At 62.6% G+C, this 16048-nt stretch carries 14 protein-coding genes; 7 read left to right on the plus strand and 7 right to left on the minus strand.

Translation table 11 applies throughout. The features are described 5' to 3' along the window. Positions 1–76: 76 nt before the first annotated feature. The 6 genes from DSM107133_RS08085 to DSM107133_RS08110 all read left to right on the plus strand — a co-directional run bounded on the left by DSM107133_RS08085 (position 77) and on the right by DSM107133_RS08110 (position 8212). Positions 77–1045: an XdhC family protein gene (locus tag DSM107133_RS08085; protein WP_114292063.1), complete on the plus strand. Its 969-nt coding sequence runs from the start codon at positions 77–79 to the stop codon at positions 1043–1045. Continuing rightward, positions 1042–2055 carry a molybdopterin-binding protein gene (locus DSM107133_RS08090; RefSeq protein WP_114292064.1) on the plus strand — a complete coding sequence of 338 codons (1014 nt, stop codon included), beginning with the start codon at positions 1042–1044 and terminating at the stop codon, positions 2053–2055. The genes DSM107133_RS08085 and DSM107133_RS08090 overlap by 4 nt, the downstream gene beginning before the upstream one ends. A gap of 117 nt (positions 2056–2172) precedes the next feature. Then, positions 2173–2658 carry a (2Fe-2S)-binding protein gene (locus tag DSM107133_RS08095; protein WP_114292065.1) on the plus strand — a complete coding sequence of 162 codons (486 nt, stop codon included), beginning with the start codon at positions 2173–2175 and terminating at the stop codon, positions 2656–2658. Positions 2659–2769: 111 nt separating this feature from the next. Then, positions 2770–5130 carry a xanthine dehydrogenase family protein molybdopterin-binding subunit gene (locus DSM107133_RS08100; protein WP_114292092.1) on the plus strand — a complete coding sequence of 787 codons (2361 nt, stop codon included), beginning with the start codon at positions 2770–2772 and terminating at the stop codon, positions 5128–5130. A 102-nt stretch (positions 5131–5232) separates the two neighbouring features. Beyond that, the gene (locus DSM107133_RS08105) at positions 5233–6021 is read left to right on the plus strand and encodes a xanthine dehydrogenase family protein subunit M (RefSeq protein ID WP_114292066.1); all 789 of its coding nucleotides are present in this window, start codon (positions 5233–5235) and stop codon (positions 6019–6021) included. Positions 6022–6217: 196 nt separating this feature from the next. After that, the gene (locus tag DSM107133_RS08110) at positions 6218–8212 is read left to right on the plus strand and encodes an OmpA family protein (protein WP_114292067.1); all 1995 of its coding nucleotides are present in this window, start codon (positions 6218–6220) and stop codon (positions 8210–8212) included. Positions 8213–8619: 407 nt separating this feature from the next. Here the strand turns inward: DSM107133_RS08110 and infC are convergent, their stop codons facing one another. Next, positions 8620–9171 (minus strand): translation initiation factor IF-3, encoded by a 552-nt coding sequence (gene infC / locus DSM107133_RS08115; protein WP_114292068.1) that lies wholly within the window; start codon positions 9169–9171, stop codon positions 8620–8622. 203 nt (positions 9172–9374) lie between these two features. On the opposite strand from infC, the gene DSM107133_RS08120 reads away from it, so the two are divergent. Continuing rightward, entirely contained in the window at positions 9375–10238 is an 864-nt protein-coding gene (locus DSM107133_RS08120; RefSeq protein ID WP_114292069.1) for a hypothetical protein, read from the plus strand. A gap of 175 nt (positions 10239–10413) precedes the next feature. Here DSM107133_RS08120 and DSM107133_RS08125 read toward each other — a convergent pair whose 3' ends face one another. The 6 genes from DSM107133_RS08125 to cysG all read right to left on the minus strand — a co-directional run bounded on the left by DSM107133_RS08125 (position 10414) and on the right by cysG (position 15909). After that, on the minus strand, positions 10414–11271 hold the full coding sequence (locus DSM107133_RS08125) for a ferredoxin--NADP reductase (protein ID WP_114292070.1): 858 nt from the start codon (positions 11269–11271) through the stop codon (positions 10414–10416). A gap of 72 nt (positions 11272–11343) precedes the next feature. Then, positions 11344–11766: a DUF934 domain-containing protein gene (locus DSM107133_RS08130; protein WP_114292071.1), complete on the minus strand. Its 423-nt coding sequence runs from the start codon at positions 11764–11766 to the stop codon at positions 11344–11346. Then, positions 11763–12533 carry a phosphoadenylyl-sulfate reductase gene (locus tag DSM107133_RS08135; RefSeq protein ID WP_114292072.1) on the minus strand — a complete coding sequence of 257 codons (771 nt, stop codon included), beginning with the start codon at positions 12531–12533 and terminating at the stop codon, positions 11763–11765. Before DSM107133_RS08135 ends, DSM107133_RS08130 begins: the two co-directional genes overlap by 4 nt. Before the next feature lie 15 nt (positions 12534–12548). Next, the gene (locus DSM107133_RS08140) at positions 12549–14216 is read right to left on the minus strand and encodes a nitrite/sulfite reductase (protein WP_114292073.1); all 1668 of its coding nucleotides are present in this window, start codon (positions 14214–14216) and stop codon (positions 12549–12551) included. Continuing rightward, on the minus strand, positions 14216–14515 hold the full coding sequence (locus DSM107133_RS08145; protein WP_114292074.1) for a DUF2849 domain-containing protein: 300 nt from the start codon (positions 14513–14515) through the stop codon (positions 14216–14218). The genes DSM107133_RS08140 and DSM107133_RS08145 overlap by 1 nt, the downstream gene beginning before the upstream one ends. Beyond that, complete coding sequence (cysG, locus tag DSM107133_RS08150; protein WP_114292075.1) at positions 14515–15909, minus strand: siroheme synthase CysG; 1395 nt, start codon at positions 15907–15909, stop codon at positions 14515–14517. The genes DSM107133_RS08145 and cysG overlap by 1 nt, the downstream gene beginning before the upstream one ends. Positions 15910–16048 lie beyond the last annotated feature (139 nt).

The raw sequence follows: 16048 nt of genomic DNA on the forward strand, positions 1-16048 counted from the left end.
CCCGCGTGCTGCTTAGCTTGTGGTGAAACAGGACGTGCGGGCAAAGGGTTTGCGGCGGACGTCGGGGAGAACGTAGATGGATATCTTTGAAAACGCACCGGAACTGGCGCTGGAATGGCACCGCGCGGGGCGCGGGGCGGCGCTGGCCACGGTGGTTGACACATGGGGCAGCGCGCCGCGTCGCACGGGCGCCATGTTGGTGGTGTCGGGCGACGGCGAAATGATGGGTTCGGTCTCGGGCGGCTGCGTCGAGGGCGCTGTGGTGATGGAGTCGCAGGACGCGCTGGCCGATGGCAAACCGCGCCTGCTGGAATATGGGGTCAGTGACGGCGATGCCTTTGCCGTGGGGCTGGCCTGTGGCGGCAATATCCGCATTCTGGTGGAACCCGTGGGAGCGGCGCTGGATGAAAGCGTGTTGGAACAGATCGTGGTCGCGCGGGCGGCGCGGCGTCAGGTGGCCTATGTGGTCAACACCGACGACTGGTCGCGCGCGGTGGTTGGCGAGGGTTACGAGAGCCGCTTTGCTATGGACCGCTCTGGGGTCGAGGAGGATGGCAGCACCTTTGTGCACATCCACAACCCGCCTTTGCGCCTGATCGTGGTGGGGGCGGTGCATATCGCGCAGGCGCTGCTGCCGATGGCGCGGATTGCGGGATATGACCCGGTGGTGATTGACCCGCGTGGGGCCTTCGGGTCCGAGGCGCGCTTTCCCGGCGAAACGATCCTGGACGACTGGCCCGACGAGGCGCTGGACAGCATTGGGCTGGATGCGCGCACGGCGCTGGTGCTGCTGACCCATGATCCCAAGCTGGACGATCCGGCGTTGCACCGTGCGCTGAACTCCGAGGCGTTCTATATTGGCGCGCTGGGGTCCAAACGCACCCATGCGTCGCGTGTGGCCCGTTTGCAGGAGGCAGGCTTTGACGAGGCTGCCATCGCGCGGATCGAGGGGCCGGTGGGTCTGGACATCGGTGCGGCCAGCCCGCCCGAGATCGCCGTGTCGATCCTGGCCCAGATGGTGCAGGCGCTGAGGCGCGGCGCGTGATCTTTGGTGATGTGCCGCTGGATCAGGCCGAGGGGGCGATTCTGGCCCATTCGATGCCTGCGATCAGGGACGGTCAGCCGCACCGGATTGCCAAGGGCACGGTTCTGACTGCCGATCACCTGCGCGATCTGGCCGCCGCAGGGCGCGATCATGTGGTGGTGGCGCGACTGGACGCGGATGACATCGAGGAAAACGCCGCCGCATTGGACCTGGCGCAGGCGCTGGTGCCCGATCCTGATGCACAGGGCCTGCGGATATCGGGCGCGGGGGCGGGGCGCGTGAACCTCTATGCCACGACACCTGGCGTGGCGGTGATGGATGTGGCGGCGATCAATGCGCTGAATGCGGTACATCCGATGGTCACGCTGGCCACAGTTCCGCAATATCACCGCTGTGACGCGGGCGGCATGGTCGCGACGATCAAGATCATTGCCTACGGCGTGCCGCGCGCCGCATTGGCGCAGGCGGCCTCGGCGGGCGCTGCCGCCTTGCATATTGCGCCGCCGTGCTATGGCAGTGCCACTTTGATCGAAAGTCAGGTGGGCGGCAATGATCTGGGCGACAAGGGCCGCGCTGCGATGGCGGCGCGGCTGGACCGGCTGAATATGACCCTGACCGACCGGGTGATCTGCGACCACACGACCGATGCGCTGGCGCAGGAAATTGCGCAGGCGCCGGGCGATGTGGTGCTGGTGCTGACCGCTTCGGCCACCTCTGACCCTGACGATGTCGCACCGCAAGCATTGCGCGTGGCGGGGGGGCAGGTCGCGGCCTTTGGCATGCCGGTCGATCCGGGGAACCTTCTGTTTTTTGGCGATATCGCGGGAAAGCCGGTGATCGGATTGCCGGGCTGCGCACGCTCGCCTGCGCTGAACGGAGCCGATTGGGTGCTGGAGCGTCTGGTCTGCGGGCTGGCGCTGGATCAGGGCGATATCTCGGCCATGGGGGTGGGCGGTCTGTTGAAAGAGATACCGACCCGTCCGCGCCCCCGTGTCACACCCAGGATCTGAGGCGCATTCTGAGCCGGTTGACGCTGATGTGACGCCACAGTCTGGAACTTAGCAGTTTTCAAACCACAGGTTGCGTGCTTAACTTCACCCAATGGAGTGCCAAACAGGGAGAACATCATGACACAGGTTTCAATGACCGTGAACGGCAAAGCCGCGTCCGGTGACGTCGAGGGGCGCACTTTGCTGGCGCAATTCCTGCGCGACGCGCAGGGGCTGACCGGCACCCACGTCGGCTGTGACACCAGCCAGTGTGGTGCCTGTGTTGTGCATGTGGACGGCAAGGCTGTAAAAGCCTGCACCATGCTGGCGCTGGAGGCTGACGGGGCCGAGGTCAGCACCATCGAAGGTCAGGCCAATGCGGACGGATCGCTGAATGTGATCCAGCAGGCGTTTCAGGACCACCACGGCCTGCAGTGCGGTTTCTGCACGCCGGGCATGGTGATGAGTGCGGCGGCGCTGTTGAAAGACAACCCCAAGCCCACCGAGACCGAAGTGCGCGACTATCTGGAGGGAAATATCTGCCGCTGCACGGGATATCACAACATTGTCAAAGCGATCCTCGCGGCATCCGGTCAGGATGTCAGCGCCATCGCCGCAGAATAGACTGTCGAATAATCTGATTTCAATTGGGGGCCAGCCCCCAAACCCCCGGGATACTTGAAGCCAAAAGAAACAGGGGGCGCGGGAGACGGTCGCATTTAGGGAGGAATGACCATGCCAAAAGACGGAGGCATCGGCGCCAGCTCAAAACGGCGCGAGGACGTCCGGTTTCTGACCGGTGAAGGCAATTATACCGACGATATCAACCTGCGCGGACAGGCCTATGTGTTTTTCCTGCGCTCGGATATCGCCCACGGGACCATCAACAAGATCGACATATCGGCGGCTGAGGGGATGCCGGGTGTTGTGAAGGTTTTCACATCGAAAGATTTCGAAGGCGTGGGCGGAATGCCCTGCGGCTGGCAGGTGACCGACAAGCACGGCGATCCGATGCAGGAACCGGGGCACCCGATTTTGGCGACAGGCAAGGTGCGCCATGTGGGCGAACCGATCGCCGCCGTGGTGGCCGAGACGCTGGAACAGGCGCGCGATGCGGCCGAGGCGATTGATCTGGATATTTCGGAACTGCCCGCTGTTGTGGACATGAAGGCCGCGCTGGCCGCCGATGCGCCCAAGGTGCATGACGAATTGCCCGGCAACCTGTGCTATGACTGGGGCTTTGTCGAGGAGAACAAGGCAGCGGTCGAGGAGGCGTTCCAGAAGGCGGCCCATGTCACCACGCTGGAGCTGCGCAACAACCGCCTGGTGGCCAACCCGATGGAGCCGCGCGTGGCGGTGGGGGATTTTGCCCGCGGCACCGGCGATCACACGCTGTATACCACCAGCCAGAACCCGCATGTGATCCGTCTGCTGATGGGGGCATTTGTTCTGGGCATTCCCGAGCACAAGCTGCGGGTGGTGGCACCGGATGTGGGCGGCGGCTTTGGCACCAAGATCTTCCATTATCAGGAAGAGGCCTTCGTGACCTTCGCGGCCAAGGCGTGCAACCGCCCGGTCAAATGGACCTCCAGCCGGTCCGAGGCGTTCATGTCGGACGCACACGGGCGCGACCATGTGACCACGATCCAGCTGGCGCTGGATGCGGACAACAACTTTACCGCGCTGCGCACGGACACACATGCCAATATGGGCGCCTATCTGAGCACCTTTGCGCCGTCGGTGCCCACATGGTTGCACGGCACGCTGATGGCCGGGAACTACAAGACCCCGCTGATCTATGTGAACGTCAAGGCGGTGTTCACCAACACCGTGCCCGTTGACGCCTATCGCGGTGCCGGACGGCCCGAGGCGACATTCCAGCTGGAGCGGGTCATCGACAAGGCGGCGATCGAGCTGGGGGTGGATGCGATTGAACTGCGCCGCCAGAACTTTATCACCGAATTCCCCTATGCCACGCCTGTGGCGGTGGAATATGACACCGGCGATTATGTGGCGACCATGGACAAGCTGGCCGAGATTGCCGACCTGTCCGGCTTTGAAGCGCGCCGCAAGGAGAGTGAAGCGCGCGGCAAGCTGCGCGGTTTGGGTGTGAACTGCTATATCGAGGCCTGCGGCATCGCGCCGAGCAACCTTGTCGGGCAGCTGGGCGCGCGGGCCGGTCTGTTCGAAAGTGCGACGGTGCGGGTCAATGCCACCGGCGGGCTGGTCGTGATGACCGGCAGCCACAGCCACGGGCAGGGGCACGAGACGGCCTTTCCTCAGGTGATTGCATCGATGATCGGCATTGACGAAAGCATGATCGAGATCGTGCACGGCGATACCGCCAACACGCCGATGGGGATGGGCACTTACGGCTCGCGCTCTATCGCGGTGGGCGGTTCTGCGATGGTGCGGGCGACCGAAAAGATCATTGCCAAGGCAAAAAAGATCGCCAGCCACCTGCTGGAAGCCTCGGAAAGCGATATCGAGTTGAAGGACGGCGCGTTCAGCGTGGCCGGCACCGACAAATCGGTCGCCTGGGGGGATGTGACGCTGGCCGCCTATGTGCCGCATAACTATCCGCTGGAGGACATCGAACCTGGGCTGGAAGAGACAGCGTTTTACGATCCCTCCAACTTTACCTACCCATCGGGGGCCTATGCCTGCGAAGTTGAAGTGGACCGCGACACCGGTCAGGTGACCATCGAACGGTTTGCTGCCGCCGATGATTTCGGCAATATCATCAACCCGATGATCGTGTCGGGGCAGGTGCATGGTGGCATCGGGCAGGGGATCGGGCAGGCGTTGCTGGAGAACTGTGCCTATGACGAGAATGGCCAGTTGTTGAGCGCGTCCTATATGGACTACGCGATGCCACGGGCCAGCGATGTGCCGTTCTATGACGTGGACCATTCGTGCCAGACGCCCTGCACACACAATCCCTTGGGAGTGAAGGGCTGCGGCGAGGCGGGCGCCATCGGATCGCCGCCAGCGGTGGTTGGTGCTGTGGTCAATGCGCTGCGTTCGGCGGGGATGGATGTGACGCACATTGATATGCCCCTGTCGCCGTCGCGCGTTTGGGCCGCGATGCAATAGGCAGAGAAGGTGTTCGGGGGCGCTGCCCCCGGACCCCCGGGATATTTTGGGCCAAAAGAGACGGCAGGGCCGGTTCATTGGCCGCATGGAAAGGACGCAAGGATGTATAACTTTGATTTTGTGAAACCGGCGACGGTGGACGAGGCTGTGAAAGCCCTGGGCGAGGAGGACGCGCAGGCGCTGGGGGGCGGGCAGACGCTGATTCCGACGCTGAAACAGCGGTTGGCGAGTCCGTCGAAGCTGGTCAGTCTGACTGGCATTGCCGACATGAAGGGCGTGTCGAAAAGCGGCGATACTGTTGTGATCGGTGGCGGCACCACGCACCGCATGGTGGCCGAAGAGGCGGCGGGCGCCTATCCGGGGCTGGCGGCGCTGGCCGGTGGGATCGGAGACCCTGCGGTGCGCAACCGGGGCACAATTGGTGGATCGCTTGCCAACAACGACCCCTCGGCCTGCTATCCGGCCGGCGCGCTGGGATCGGGCGCGACGATTGTGACCAACAGCCGCGAGATCGCAGCGGACGACTATTTTCAGGGGATGTTCACAACCGCGCTGGAAGAGGGCGAGATCATCACCGAAGTGCGCTTTCCCATTCCGCAGAAATCGGCCTATGCCAAGTTGCCCCAACCCGCGTCGCGGTTTCCGCTGGTGGCGGTGTTTGTAGCGCAATTCAGCGATGGCGTGCGTGTTGCGGTAACGGGTGCGTCGAACAATGGTGTGTTCCGCTGGACCGAAGCCGAAGCCGCATTGTCCGCGAATTTCGCGGTCTCGGCTTTGGACGGGCTGGCGTTGTCTGACGAGGACATGATCGGCGATCTGCACGGAACGGGCGCCTATCGTGCCCACCTGGTGGGCGTTATGGCAAAACGGGCGGTGGCGGCTGCAAGCTGACACGACAATCGGTTGCGATGAGCGGGCCTTCGCCGATGGCGGAGGCCCTATTTGTATGAAAAGCCGTGATTTTTCGGGCTGATATTGAATAACAACAGTCCCCCTGACCACCTTTCCTTGGAACGCGACACTGTGGCTGTGCGTTGATGCCGCAGAGCGTTGAATGTTTTCGAACGCATAAGGGAAGGTCAGAGCAATGACATCTATTTTGAAACGAACGACGGCGATGGTTCTGTGCACCGCCTTGGTGATGCCCGCGCCGATTCTCGCGCAGACGACAGCGCAGGGAGAGATGCAAGAGAGTGGCACTCTGAAGCTGGATGAGAACGGTTTGGCCATTGGGGCCGATGCCGAAGCAGATGCGGCCGATATGATAGACGAAGCTGACGACGCGGCGACGAAAGAGCTTAAGAAAGCGCGCAAGGCAGCGCGCAAGGCCAAGCGCGAGGCCGAGAAGGCGGCCGAAGCAACGGCTGACGCTGATGAAAAGGCTGCCGCCGATGCAGAGGCAGAAGCCGCTGTGACTGCCGAAGCAGAAGCCAAGGCTGCGGCAGATGCGCAGGCCGAGGCTGACGCGAAGGCAGCGTCTGAAGCGGCTGACAAGGCCGCTGTTCAAGAGGCCCAGGCCGCACAGGAAGAGAAAGCGGCTGCGGCTGCTGCCGAAGCCCAGGCCGCCGCAGATGCAGAGGCAGCGGCCAAAGCAGCTGAACAGGCCACCGCAGATGCTGAAGCCGCCGCCAAGGCCGCCGCAGACCAGGCGACCGCAGATGCAGAGGCAAAAGCCGCCGCAGATCAGGCGACCGCAGATGAAGAGGCAAAAGCCGCAGATGACGCTGCGAAAGCGGCTGAAGCCGAGGCGGCTGCCGCGAAGGCGGCCCTCGACGCGCAGGCCAAGGCCGATGCCGAACAGGCCACCGCAGACGATACGGCGAAAGCTGCTGCCGAGGCGGCGACATCGGATGCCGCCACCGAAACTGCCGCAGATGCAGCAACGCAGGATGACCCCGCAAAAGCAGAGGCAGAGGCAGCAGCCAAGGCCGCCGCAGATGCAGAATTGCAGGCTGAAGCAGACGGCACCTTGAGCGAAGAGGAAAAAGCCCGCATCGCGGAACGCGAGCAGCGCCGTGAAGAACGCCGTGCTGAACGTCAGGCCGAGCGTCAGGCCGCCCGCCAGGAAGCAAGTGCTGCGCAGGAGAATGCCGAGGCGCAGGATGTGCAGACCGAAACCGTCACCGAAGATACGTCGCGGTCAAGCGATGAAGATTTTGACACCAAAGCCAATGCCGAAGCCAAGATTGAAGAGGGCAGCAGCGGGCTGAGCAAGTTTGAAAAAGCCTTGCTTTTGGGTCTGGGTGCCGTGGTGGTCGGCAAGGTTCTCAGCAACGGTGACGAAGTTGTATCGAACTCGGGCGACCGTGTGGTTGTGCGCCGTGATGGCGACTTGCGCGTGCTGAAAAGCGACAATGAACTGCTGCGCCAACCGGGATCGGACGTGCGCACCGAAAGCTTTAACGACGGCTCGACACGCACCACAGTGACCCGTCAGGACGGAAGTGAAGTTGTCACTATTTCGTCTGCGGACGGGACGGTCGTGGAACGCTTCTTGCGCCGGACCGATGGCAGCGAGATCACGTTGATTGACGACACGCGCGATGTAGAACCGGTTTCGGTCACGTTCCTGGAAAATCAGGGGACGCGGACAACCAGTGCTGCCGATGCCACCGACGTGGCAGCCTTGCGCGCGGCCTTGTCGCAAGGGCAGGGCAACACATCGGGTCGGACATTCTCGCTGAGCCAGGTGCGTGAAATCCGCGCCGTGCGCGAGCTGGTGCCGACGATCGAGCTGAACAGCGTGACCTTTGACACCGGTTCGGCGGCCATTCGCGCCTCGCAAGCCGAAGAGCTGGCAGATGTTGGCGGAGCCATCGTTGCGGCGATTGCCAAGGATCCCAGCGCCTTGTTCCTGATCGAAGGTCACACCGATGCCGTGGGCAACGACGCCTACAATCTGGCGCTGTCCGACCGGCGTGCCGAATCCGTGGCGCTGGCGCTGACCGAGTATTTCGACGTGCCGCCGGAAAACCTGGTGACCCAGGGCTATGGTGAAAGCGCGTTGAAGGTGCGCACACCCTTGGCCGAGCGCGCCAACCGCCGCGCTGCGGTGCGCAATGTGACGTCGCTGCTGCGGTAATCGAGGTATCAGACAATAAAAAAGGGCGCTGCCACCGTGCTGCGCCCTTTTGCATGGGGTGAAGGGAAGTATCAGCCCTTTGAGGCGACCGGCCCGATCAGCATGACCATCTGGCGGCCTTCTCAGAGTCCGGCATCGCCGGGCGCGTCAGAAGGCCGCTTTTCTTGCGGAGCCCGGTTGACCTTAGCCCTTTGAGGCGACCGGCCCGATCAGCATGACCATCTGGCGGCCTTCTCAGAGCCCGGCATCGCCGGGCGCGTCAGAAGGCCGCTTTTCTTGCAGAGCCCGGTTGACCTTAGCCCTTTGAGGCGACCGGTCCGATCAGCATGACCATCTGGCGGCCTTCTCAGAGCCCGGCATCGCCGGGCGCGTCAGAAGGCCGCTTTTGTTGCGGAGCCCGGTTTGCCTTAGCCCTTTGAAGCGACCGGTCCGATCAGCATGACCATCTGGCGGCCTTCCATCTTGGGAAAGTTCTCGATCTTGCCGACCTCTTTGGTGTCTTCGGCGACACGTTCCAGCAATTCACGGCCCAGGTTCTGGTGTGCCATCTCGCGGCCACGAAAGCGCAGGGTGATCTTCACCTTGTCGCCGTTTTCCAGAAATTTGAACACGTTGCGCATCTTGACCTGATAGTCGTTGGTGTCCGTGTTGGGGCGGAACTTGACCTCTTTGATCTCGATGATCTTTTGTTTCTTGCGGGCTTCGCTCTCGCGTTTCTGCTGTTCATATTTGAACTTGCCGAAATCCATGATCTTGCACACGGGCGGGACGGCATTGGGCGAAATCTCGACCAGATCCAGACCGGCCTCTTCGGCCATGGCCATCGCGCGCGCCGGTGTCACGACACCGACGTTTTCGCCTTCGGCGCCGATCAGGCGGATTTCGTTTGAACGGATTTTTTCGTTGATGCGCGGGCCGGTGTCACGTTGGGGCGGCGCGTTATGTGGTCTGCGAGCGATGATGTAGGTCCTTTGATCATTGCAATATTTTCAAGCTGTCAAGGTAGACGCAGCCCTGTCTTCATTCAAGGCGCAAAACGGCCAGTTTGGGCGGAAACGGTGGAATTTCCTCTTGCGCATGGCCTGAACAGTGCGCATCTGGAAGGCCAAGGAAGGGTGCGGCGTGCTGGCGCTGCCCGGAATGCTCAAAAGAGGACTTTGATATGAAAAATCTGTTGTGGATTATTGTGGCCGCTGTTGTTGCGATTGGCGGCTATTTGCTGTGGTCTGGACGTAGCATTCAGGAGGTGGCAAGCGAAGCCGCCGATGCGGTAAGCGCACCTGCCGCGCTGGACAGCGCATCGGACACGGTAGGGGCGGCGGCCGATGCGACCGAAGGGGCTGTAACCGAAGCGGTTGAAGCCGCAGGCGAAGCAGCCGCAGTGGCCGCCGACACGGCACAAGAGGCATCCGAAGCCATTGCCGATACGGCGTCCGAGGCCGCGACGGCAGCGGGCGAGGTTGTCAGCGAAACGGTTGATGCCGTGACAGGTGCCGCAGAAGAAACCGCCACTGTTGCATCCGAGGCGGCCAGTGATGTGGCCGAAGCGGCAGAGGATATGGTGTCGGAAACAGGCGAAGCGGTCGATGAAGTTGTGACCGAAACACCGGCTGCACCCGAGGCTGCGACCGAAACCGCACCTGAAGCTGCGTCGAATGACACCACAACCACCGTTGCTGAAGGCACCGAGGGTGCAAGCGAAACCGTTGATATGAGCACCGATACCGAAGTCACCGCCGAGACTGCTGCCACCACCGATGCGGGCGCGAGCACCGATGCAACTGCCAGCACCGAAGCAACTGCCTCTGCCTCTGCCGAAGCAGATGCCACTGGTGACGCCGTGTCGACAACCGATCTTCTGACGGTTGACGGCTTTGACTATGACAAGGTGAGCGACATGATCGAAGGGTCGGATATGAGTGCCGTGCAGAAAACATTGCTGACCACAGCTCTGGAAAAGGCCCGCAACAATCCCGAGACACTGAAAGCTGTTCTGAAACAGGTGCGTGACGCGATGGGCCTGTAAGGCCCGATCGCAGCTGTCACTGTTTTGAGAAAGGGGGGGCTCACTTGGCGCTAACTGAAATCAAAGATTTCAAGGCGTTAAGTGATGATTTCCACGATCCCCCCTAAGCAAAAGAAAACCGCGCCCGGATCAGATCGGGGCGCGGTTTTTTCATGTCCGTTGATCTGGTGCGGGATCAGACCCCGTCGCCCACAAAGGCTTTTTCGATCACATAGTGGCCGGGTTCGCTGTTGGCGCCTTCTTTCAGGCCAAAGCCTTCCATCAGCGCCTGGATATCCTTGTTGAACGCCAGCGAGCCGCAGACCATCGCGCGGTCGGTCTCGGGCGAGATCACGGGCACGCCCAGATCGGCAAAGACTGTGCCGTCTTCCAGCAGCGTGGTGATGCGGCCCATCTTGGGGCTCTCTTCGCGTGTGGTGGTGGGATAATAACGGATCTTGGCCAGATTCTCGGTGCCGATCAGCTCTTGCATCAGCTCGTCGGCTTTCAGGTCCTCGATCAGCTTGGCGCCATAGGTCAGTTCGGCCACATCGCGGCAGGTGTGGGTGATGATGACCTCGTCGTATTTCTCATATGTGTCGGGCTCGCGCAGCAGCGACGCAAAGGGCGCGAATCCGGTGCCGGTCGAGAAAAACCACAGGCGTTTGCCGGGCAGCAGCGCATCATGCACCAGCGTTCCGACAGGCTTGGGGCGCAGGATGATCTCGTCGCCCACCTGGATGTGTTGCAGTTTCGACGTCAACGGGCCGTCCGGCACCTTGATCGAATAGAATTCCAGCTCGTCATCCCACGCGGGCGAGGCGATGGAATAGGCGCGCAGAAGCGGTTTTTGCTTGCCGGTTTCGGGGTGCGGATCGCCCATCAGGCCGATCATCACAAATTCACCCGACCGGAACCGCAGCGACGCGGGGCGCGTGACGCGGAAGGAAAACAGACGGTCTGTCCAGTGGGTCACCGATGTGACGGTCTGGGCATCGGGCAAGGCGGGGGCCTTGACGGCGGCAGCTTGGTTCACGGGTGTTTGCTCGGTCATTTGTTCACATTCACGCAGACATCGGGGCTGCGCGCCTTCTTGATAACGGGGAGGGTGAATGGGCGAAAGGTGTCAGATGGCCGCGTTGGTCTGGCCGCGCAGGCGGGCCTGATAGTTGTGGGCCTGCCAGTCGGCGCGGAACAGCCATTGGTCTTCGGGCTGGCGGGCGGCCAGCGTCTGGCTGATTTCGACCTCGTCAAAGCCACAGCGGCGCGCCATTGCGTATTGGTCGGCGATCACATGGCCACGGGCGCGCAGACGGCCCGTATAGCCGCGCAGACGCAGCAACCGCGCGATGGTGAACCCGCGTCCGTCGTGCGAGGACGGAAAATCGACGCGCACCATTTTCAGGCTGGACGACAGGGGAATGTCGGCGGGGTTGACGTCGCTGGCCACGTCCAGCGCGGTCACGTCATTCGTGACCTCGCCAAATGCGGTATAGCCCTGTTCCCAGGTGTCGGGGCCAAAGCCCGTGTCGGTCACGATAATGCTCATTGTTGTGCTCCTGTGCGAACCATTTTGCCATCGACAAAGTGAATGCCGCATTCGTCCTTTTGTGAATTCCGCCACCGTCCGGCGCGGGGGTCTTCGCCTTCGGCCACGGGCGATGTGCACGGCGCACAGCCAATGGACGGATAGCCTTGCGCCACCAGCGGGTGACGGGGCAGGCGGTTTTCGGTCATGTATTCGCGCACGTCTTCCGGGGTCCAGCGGGCCAGCGGGTTGACCTTGATCCGTGCCCCTGTGGGGGCTTCCTCGACCTCGAAAAACTCAAGCTGGGCACGCTGGCCCGACTGGTAGCGCTTGCGTCCGGTGATCCAGCCGCCATGATCCGCCAGCGCATTTTGCAGAGGGCGGGTCTTGCGCAGGGCGCAGCAGGCATCGGTGTCGAACTGGTGCAGCGTGCCATCGGGGTCTTCGATGTGCAGTTCGTGGTCGTCGGCACGGATAATGCGCAAATCTTTCAGGTGCAGCCGTTCGGCCACCTCCTGTTGGTAGACCAGTGTTTCTGTGAACAGCATTTCGGTGTCGATGAACAACACCGGCACCGAGGAATCCACCATCGCCACGAGGTGCAACAGCGCCACTGATTCCGCACCAAAGCTGGAGACAAGGGCAAGGCCCTCGATCTCGTTCACCGCGGCGCGCAAAACATCGGTTGCGCCGTGATGGCGCAGCCGGTCGTTCAGCTCTGCCACCTGAAGGTGCAGGTCTGCGGAGACCGACCCTTCGGGGAGAGTTTCCTTGGCAAGATGAAGCATGGGTTTCACTTTTGCTTACTCGGCCGCGACGGCTTTGGATTCAGGGTAGAGGGCGGCCTTGAAGGGTGCCATGCCAAGGCGGCGATAGGTTTGCAGGAATGTCTCGGATTTCTCCGTGCGATGTTCCAGATAGGCGTCGACCAGACGTTCGATGGCCGGCACGATGGCATCGGCAGAGAAACCGGGGCCTGCGCGCTCGCCAATGGCGGCGGTTTGTGTGTGATCGCCGCCCAGCGTGATCTGGTAGTTTTCAACGCCCGCACGGTCCAGACCCAGAATGCCGATGTGACCGACATGGTGGTGGCCACAGGCGTTGATGCAGCCCGAGATCTTGATCTTCAGCTCGCCGATGTCGTGTTCCAGCTTGAGGTCGTCAAAGCGGGTGGCGATTTCCTGTGCGATCGGGATCGAGCGGGCCGTGGCCAGCGCGCAATAGTCCATGCCGGGGCAGGCGATGATGTCCGAAATCAGGTTGATGTTGGCCGTGGCCAGCCCGTGTTCCTTTAGCTTCGCGTGGATCGCGGGCAGGTCGGCGCGGTGCACATGCGGCAGGATCACGTTCTGCTCGTGGCTGATGCGCAATTCGTCATGGCCATACTGGCGGGCCAGATCGGCCATCACGCGCATCTGCTCGGCTGTGGCATCGCCCGGCGTGGCCCCGTGTGCCTTGAGCGAGATCGACACGATGGAATAGCCTTCGGCGCGGTGCGCGGTCAGGTTGGTGTCGGCCCAGGCGCGGAACACTGGATCGTCGTTACAGGCCTGATTGAACGGAGCCACGGATTTCTGCACGAAATCAGGGGCTTCGAACTGGGCCTTGATGCTGGCGAAATGGTCCTGATCGACGCCGGTGAACAGCGGTTTGACCAGCGCGAAACGTTCTTCGACCAGACGGCGGATTTCTTCAAGGCCGACCTCGTGCACGGTGATCTTGATGCGCGCCTTGTACTTGTTGTCGCGGCGGCCGATCTGGTTCCAGACGCTGACGACGCTTTCCAGATAGGGCAGCAGGTCTTCTTCGGGCAGGAAGTCGTGGATCACCTTGCCGATCATCGGCGTGCGGCCCAGACCGCCGCCGACCAGAACTTCGTAGCCGATCACGCCGTCACGCTCGACAATGCGCAGGCCGATGTCATGGGCGCGGATCACGGCGCGGTCGTTTTCGGCACCGGTCACGGCAACCTTGAACTTGCGCGGCATCGACTGGAATTCGGGGTGGTCGGTGGACCACTGGCGCACCAGCTCGGCCACGGGACGCGGGTCGGCAACCTCGTCGGCGGCGGCACCGGCAAAGTGGTCGGCGGTCACGTTGCGGATGGTGTTGCCCGAGGTCTGGATCGCGTGCATCTGCACCTCGCCCAAGGCGTCCAGCATATCCGGCACGTCGCGCAGTTCGGGCCAGTTGTACTGGATGTTCTGGCGCGTGGTGAAGTGGCCATAGCCCTTGTCCCAGGTCTCGGCCAGATAGGCGAGCTGGTCCATCTGGCGGCTGCTGAGCGTGCCATAGGGGATCGCGACGCGCAGCATATAGGCGTGCAATTGCAGGTACAGCCCGTTCATCAGGCGCAGCGGCTTGAATTCATCCTCGGTCAGGCTGCCGTCGATACGGCGTTCAACCTGCGCGCGGAACTGGCGGTTGCGCTCGGCGACGAAGGCGGCGTCGAAATCGGTATAGGTATACATCAGTTCAGCTCCGTTTGCTTGCCGTGGGCATAGTTCGATGGGCCTTTGGCGCGGAAATCTTCGCGAAAGTGGGCCGGGGCGGGCGCACCGTTGGCGGTGTCTACATCAGCCAGATAGGCGCCCACAACCGCGCCCGTCTGCTGGGCGGCCTCGATCAGGCGCAGGTCTGCGTGGGCTTCGTCTGTCAGCACTTCGGCGTCGGCCAGTTGGCGGCTCCAGCCGTCGCGGGTTTGATAGATCACATCGCCCACCAGCAGGTGGTTGGCGGTGACGACTTTGGGCGTAAACGGTTTGGGCATTACAGGGCCTCTTGCAGAATTTGAGCAATGGGTTGGGCTGCGGCCGCGCGCGGGGCGAGGCCATAGAACATCAGGGCGGGGCCGGTCATGTCGGCATCTGTCAGGGTTTGCGGCAGGTCGGCCAGCGTGGTGCCGACGATCCGCTGTTCGGGGCGCGAGGCGTTTTCGATCACCGTCACCGGTGTCGCGCGGTCGGCGCCGTGCATCATCAGGCGGCCCTGAATGAAACGCGCCGATTTCTTGCCCATATAGATCGCGGCAACCTCGCCGGGGCGGGCAAGTGCGGCCCAGTCGTGGTCGGCAAAACCTTTCATGTCGTGACCCGTCAGGAAACGCACCGAGGAGTTGCGGTTGCGTTTGGTCAGGCTTTGCCCGATGGCGGCGACAGCCGCCGAGGCGGATGTGATGCCCGGCACGATGTGCCAGCTGATCCCGGCCTCGGACACCGCGTCGATTTCTTCGTCCAGACGGCCAAAAACGGTGGCATCGCCCGATTTCAGGCGCACGACCTGCGCGCCGGTGCGGGCATGTTCGACGATCAGTGCGTTGATGTCCTCTTGGGACATCGAGGGGCCAAAGCCCTCTTTGCCGGCGTCCACCATCACCGCCTCGCGGCGGGCCAGTTCCAGGATTTCGGGGCTGATAAGACGGTCGTGGATCACCACGTCGGCCTCGTCCAGCGCGCGGCGGGCTTTCAGCGTCAGCAGTTCGGGATCACCGGGGCCTGCACCGACAAAGGCGACGTGACCCTCGCGGGCGGTGCGGGCCAGATGGCTGTCCAGCAGGTCATCAAGGGCAGGGCGCACGGCGTCCTCTCCCGATGCCATCGCACGGGGGCCGGAGGTGAAGTAATAGTCGCGCCAGAAATCGCGGCGCGCACGGCCAAAGGGCAGGGCGTCGGCGGCTCCGCGAAAGGCTTTGCCGATGCGGGCCAGCGTGCCCAGCGTGGTGGGCAGGCGTTCCTCAAGGTCGGCCTTGATCGCGCGGGCCAGCACGGGCGCAGCCCCTTCGGTGCCGATGGCCACGGTGACGGGATCGCGGTCGACGATGGCGGGGGTGATGAATTCGCTGTCGTGCAGGTTGTCGACGATGTTGACCAGCGCGCCGTCGGCCTTGGCGATGGCGGCGGTGCGGGCATCCTCGGCCTCGTCCTCGTCGGCGGCATAGAACAGCGCGGCACCGGCGGTGTCACCGGCTTGCAGGGCGCGCGGCACCAGCGTCAGTTTGCCCTGTGTCGCCCATGTTGCGATCTGCGCGTCGGCCTCGGGTGCAAACACGGTGATCGCGGCCTGCGACTTCATCAGCAGGCGCAGCTTGGCCAATGCAGCCTCGCCACCGCCCGACAGGACGATGCTGCGGCCTGCGGTGGCCAGAAAGATCGGAAAATGGTTCATGGCGCTGCGATCCCGTGTTTCGTTGACTTGCCCTGATATATAGGAAATATTCCCCCTATTGCGCTATATGCCCGCGCAGATAAGGACATACGTTCCATGCCGCAGCGCAGGTGGGACGCCCGTACCAAGATGAGAGGAA

The sequence above is a fragment of the Pseudosulfitobacter sp. DSM 107133 genome (assembly GCF_022788695.1).
GTDB lineage: Bacteria > Pseudomonadota > Alphaproteobacteria > Rhodobacterales > Rhodobacteraceae > Pseudosulfitobacter.

Coding starts and splice junctions, on each gene's coding strand:
- DSM107133_RS08095 (WP_114292065.1), top strand. CDS start 2,173: ATGACACAGGTTTCAATGACCGTGAACGGCAAAGCCGCGTCCGGTGAC.
- DSM107133_RS08140 (WP_114292073.1), bottom strand. CDS start 14,216: ATGTATACCTATACCGATTTCGACGCCGCCTTCGTCGCCGAGCGCAAC.
- DSM107133_RS08100 (WP_114292092.1), top strand. CDS start 2,770: ATGCCAAAAGACGGAGGCATCGGCGCCAGCTCAAAACGGCGCGAGGAC.
- DSM107133_RS08145 (WP_114292074.1), bottom strand. CDS start 14,515: ATGCCCAAACCGTTTACGCCCAAAGTCGTCACCGCCAACCACCTGCTG.
- DSM107133_RS08135 (WP_114292072.1), bottom strand. CDS start 12,533: ATGCTTCATCTTGCCAAGGAAACTCTCCCCGAAGGGTCGGTCTCCGCA.
- DSM107133_RS08120 (WP_114292069.1), top strand. CDS start 9,375: ATGAAAAATCTGTTGTGGATTATTGTGGCCGCTGTTGTTGCGATTGGC.
- DSM107133_RS08125 (WP_114292070.1), bottom strand. CDS start 11,271: ATGACCGAGCAAACACCCGTGAACCAAGCTGCCGCCGTCAAGGCCCCC.
- DSM107133_RS08085 (WP_114292063.1), top strand. CDS start 77: ATGGATATCTTTGAAAACGCACCGGAACTGGCGCTGGAATGGCACCGC.
- cysG (WP_114292075.1), bottom strand. CDS start 15,909: ATGAACCATTTTCCGATCTTTCTGGCCACCGCAGGCCGCAGCATCGTC.
- DSM107133_RS08110 (WP_114292067.1), top strand. CDS start 6,218: ATGACATCTATTTTGAAACGAACGACGGCGATGGTTCTGTGCACCGCC.
- DSM107133_RS08105 (WP_114292066.1), top strand. CDS start 5,233: ATGTATAACTTTGATTTTGTGAAACCGGCGACGGTGGACGAGGCTGTG.
- DSM107133_RS08130 (WP_114292071.1), bottom strand. CDS start 11,766: ATGAGCATTATCGTGACCGACACGGGCTTTGGCCCCGACACCTGGGAA.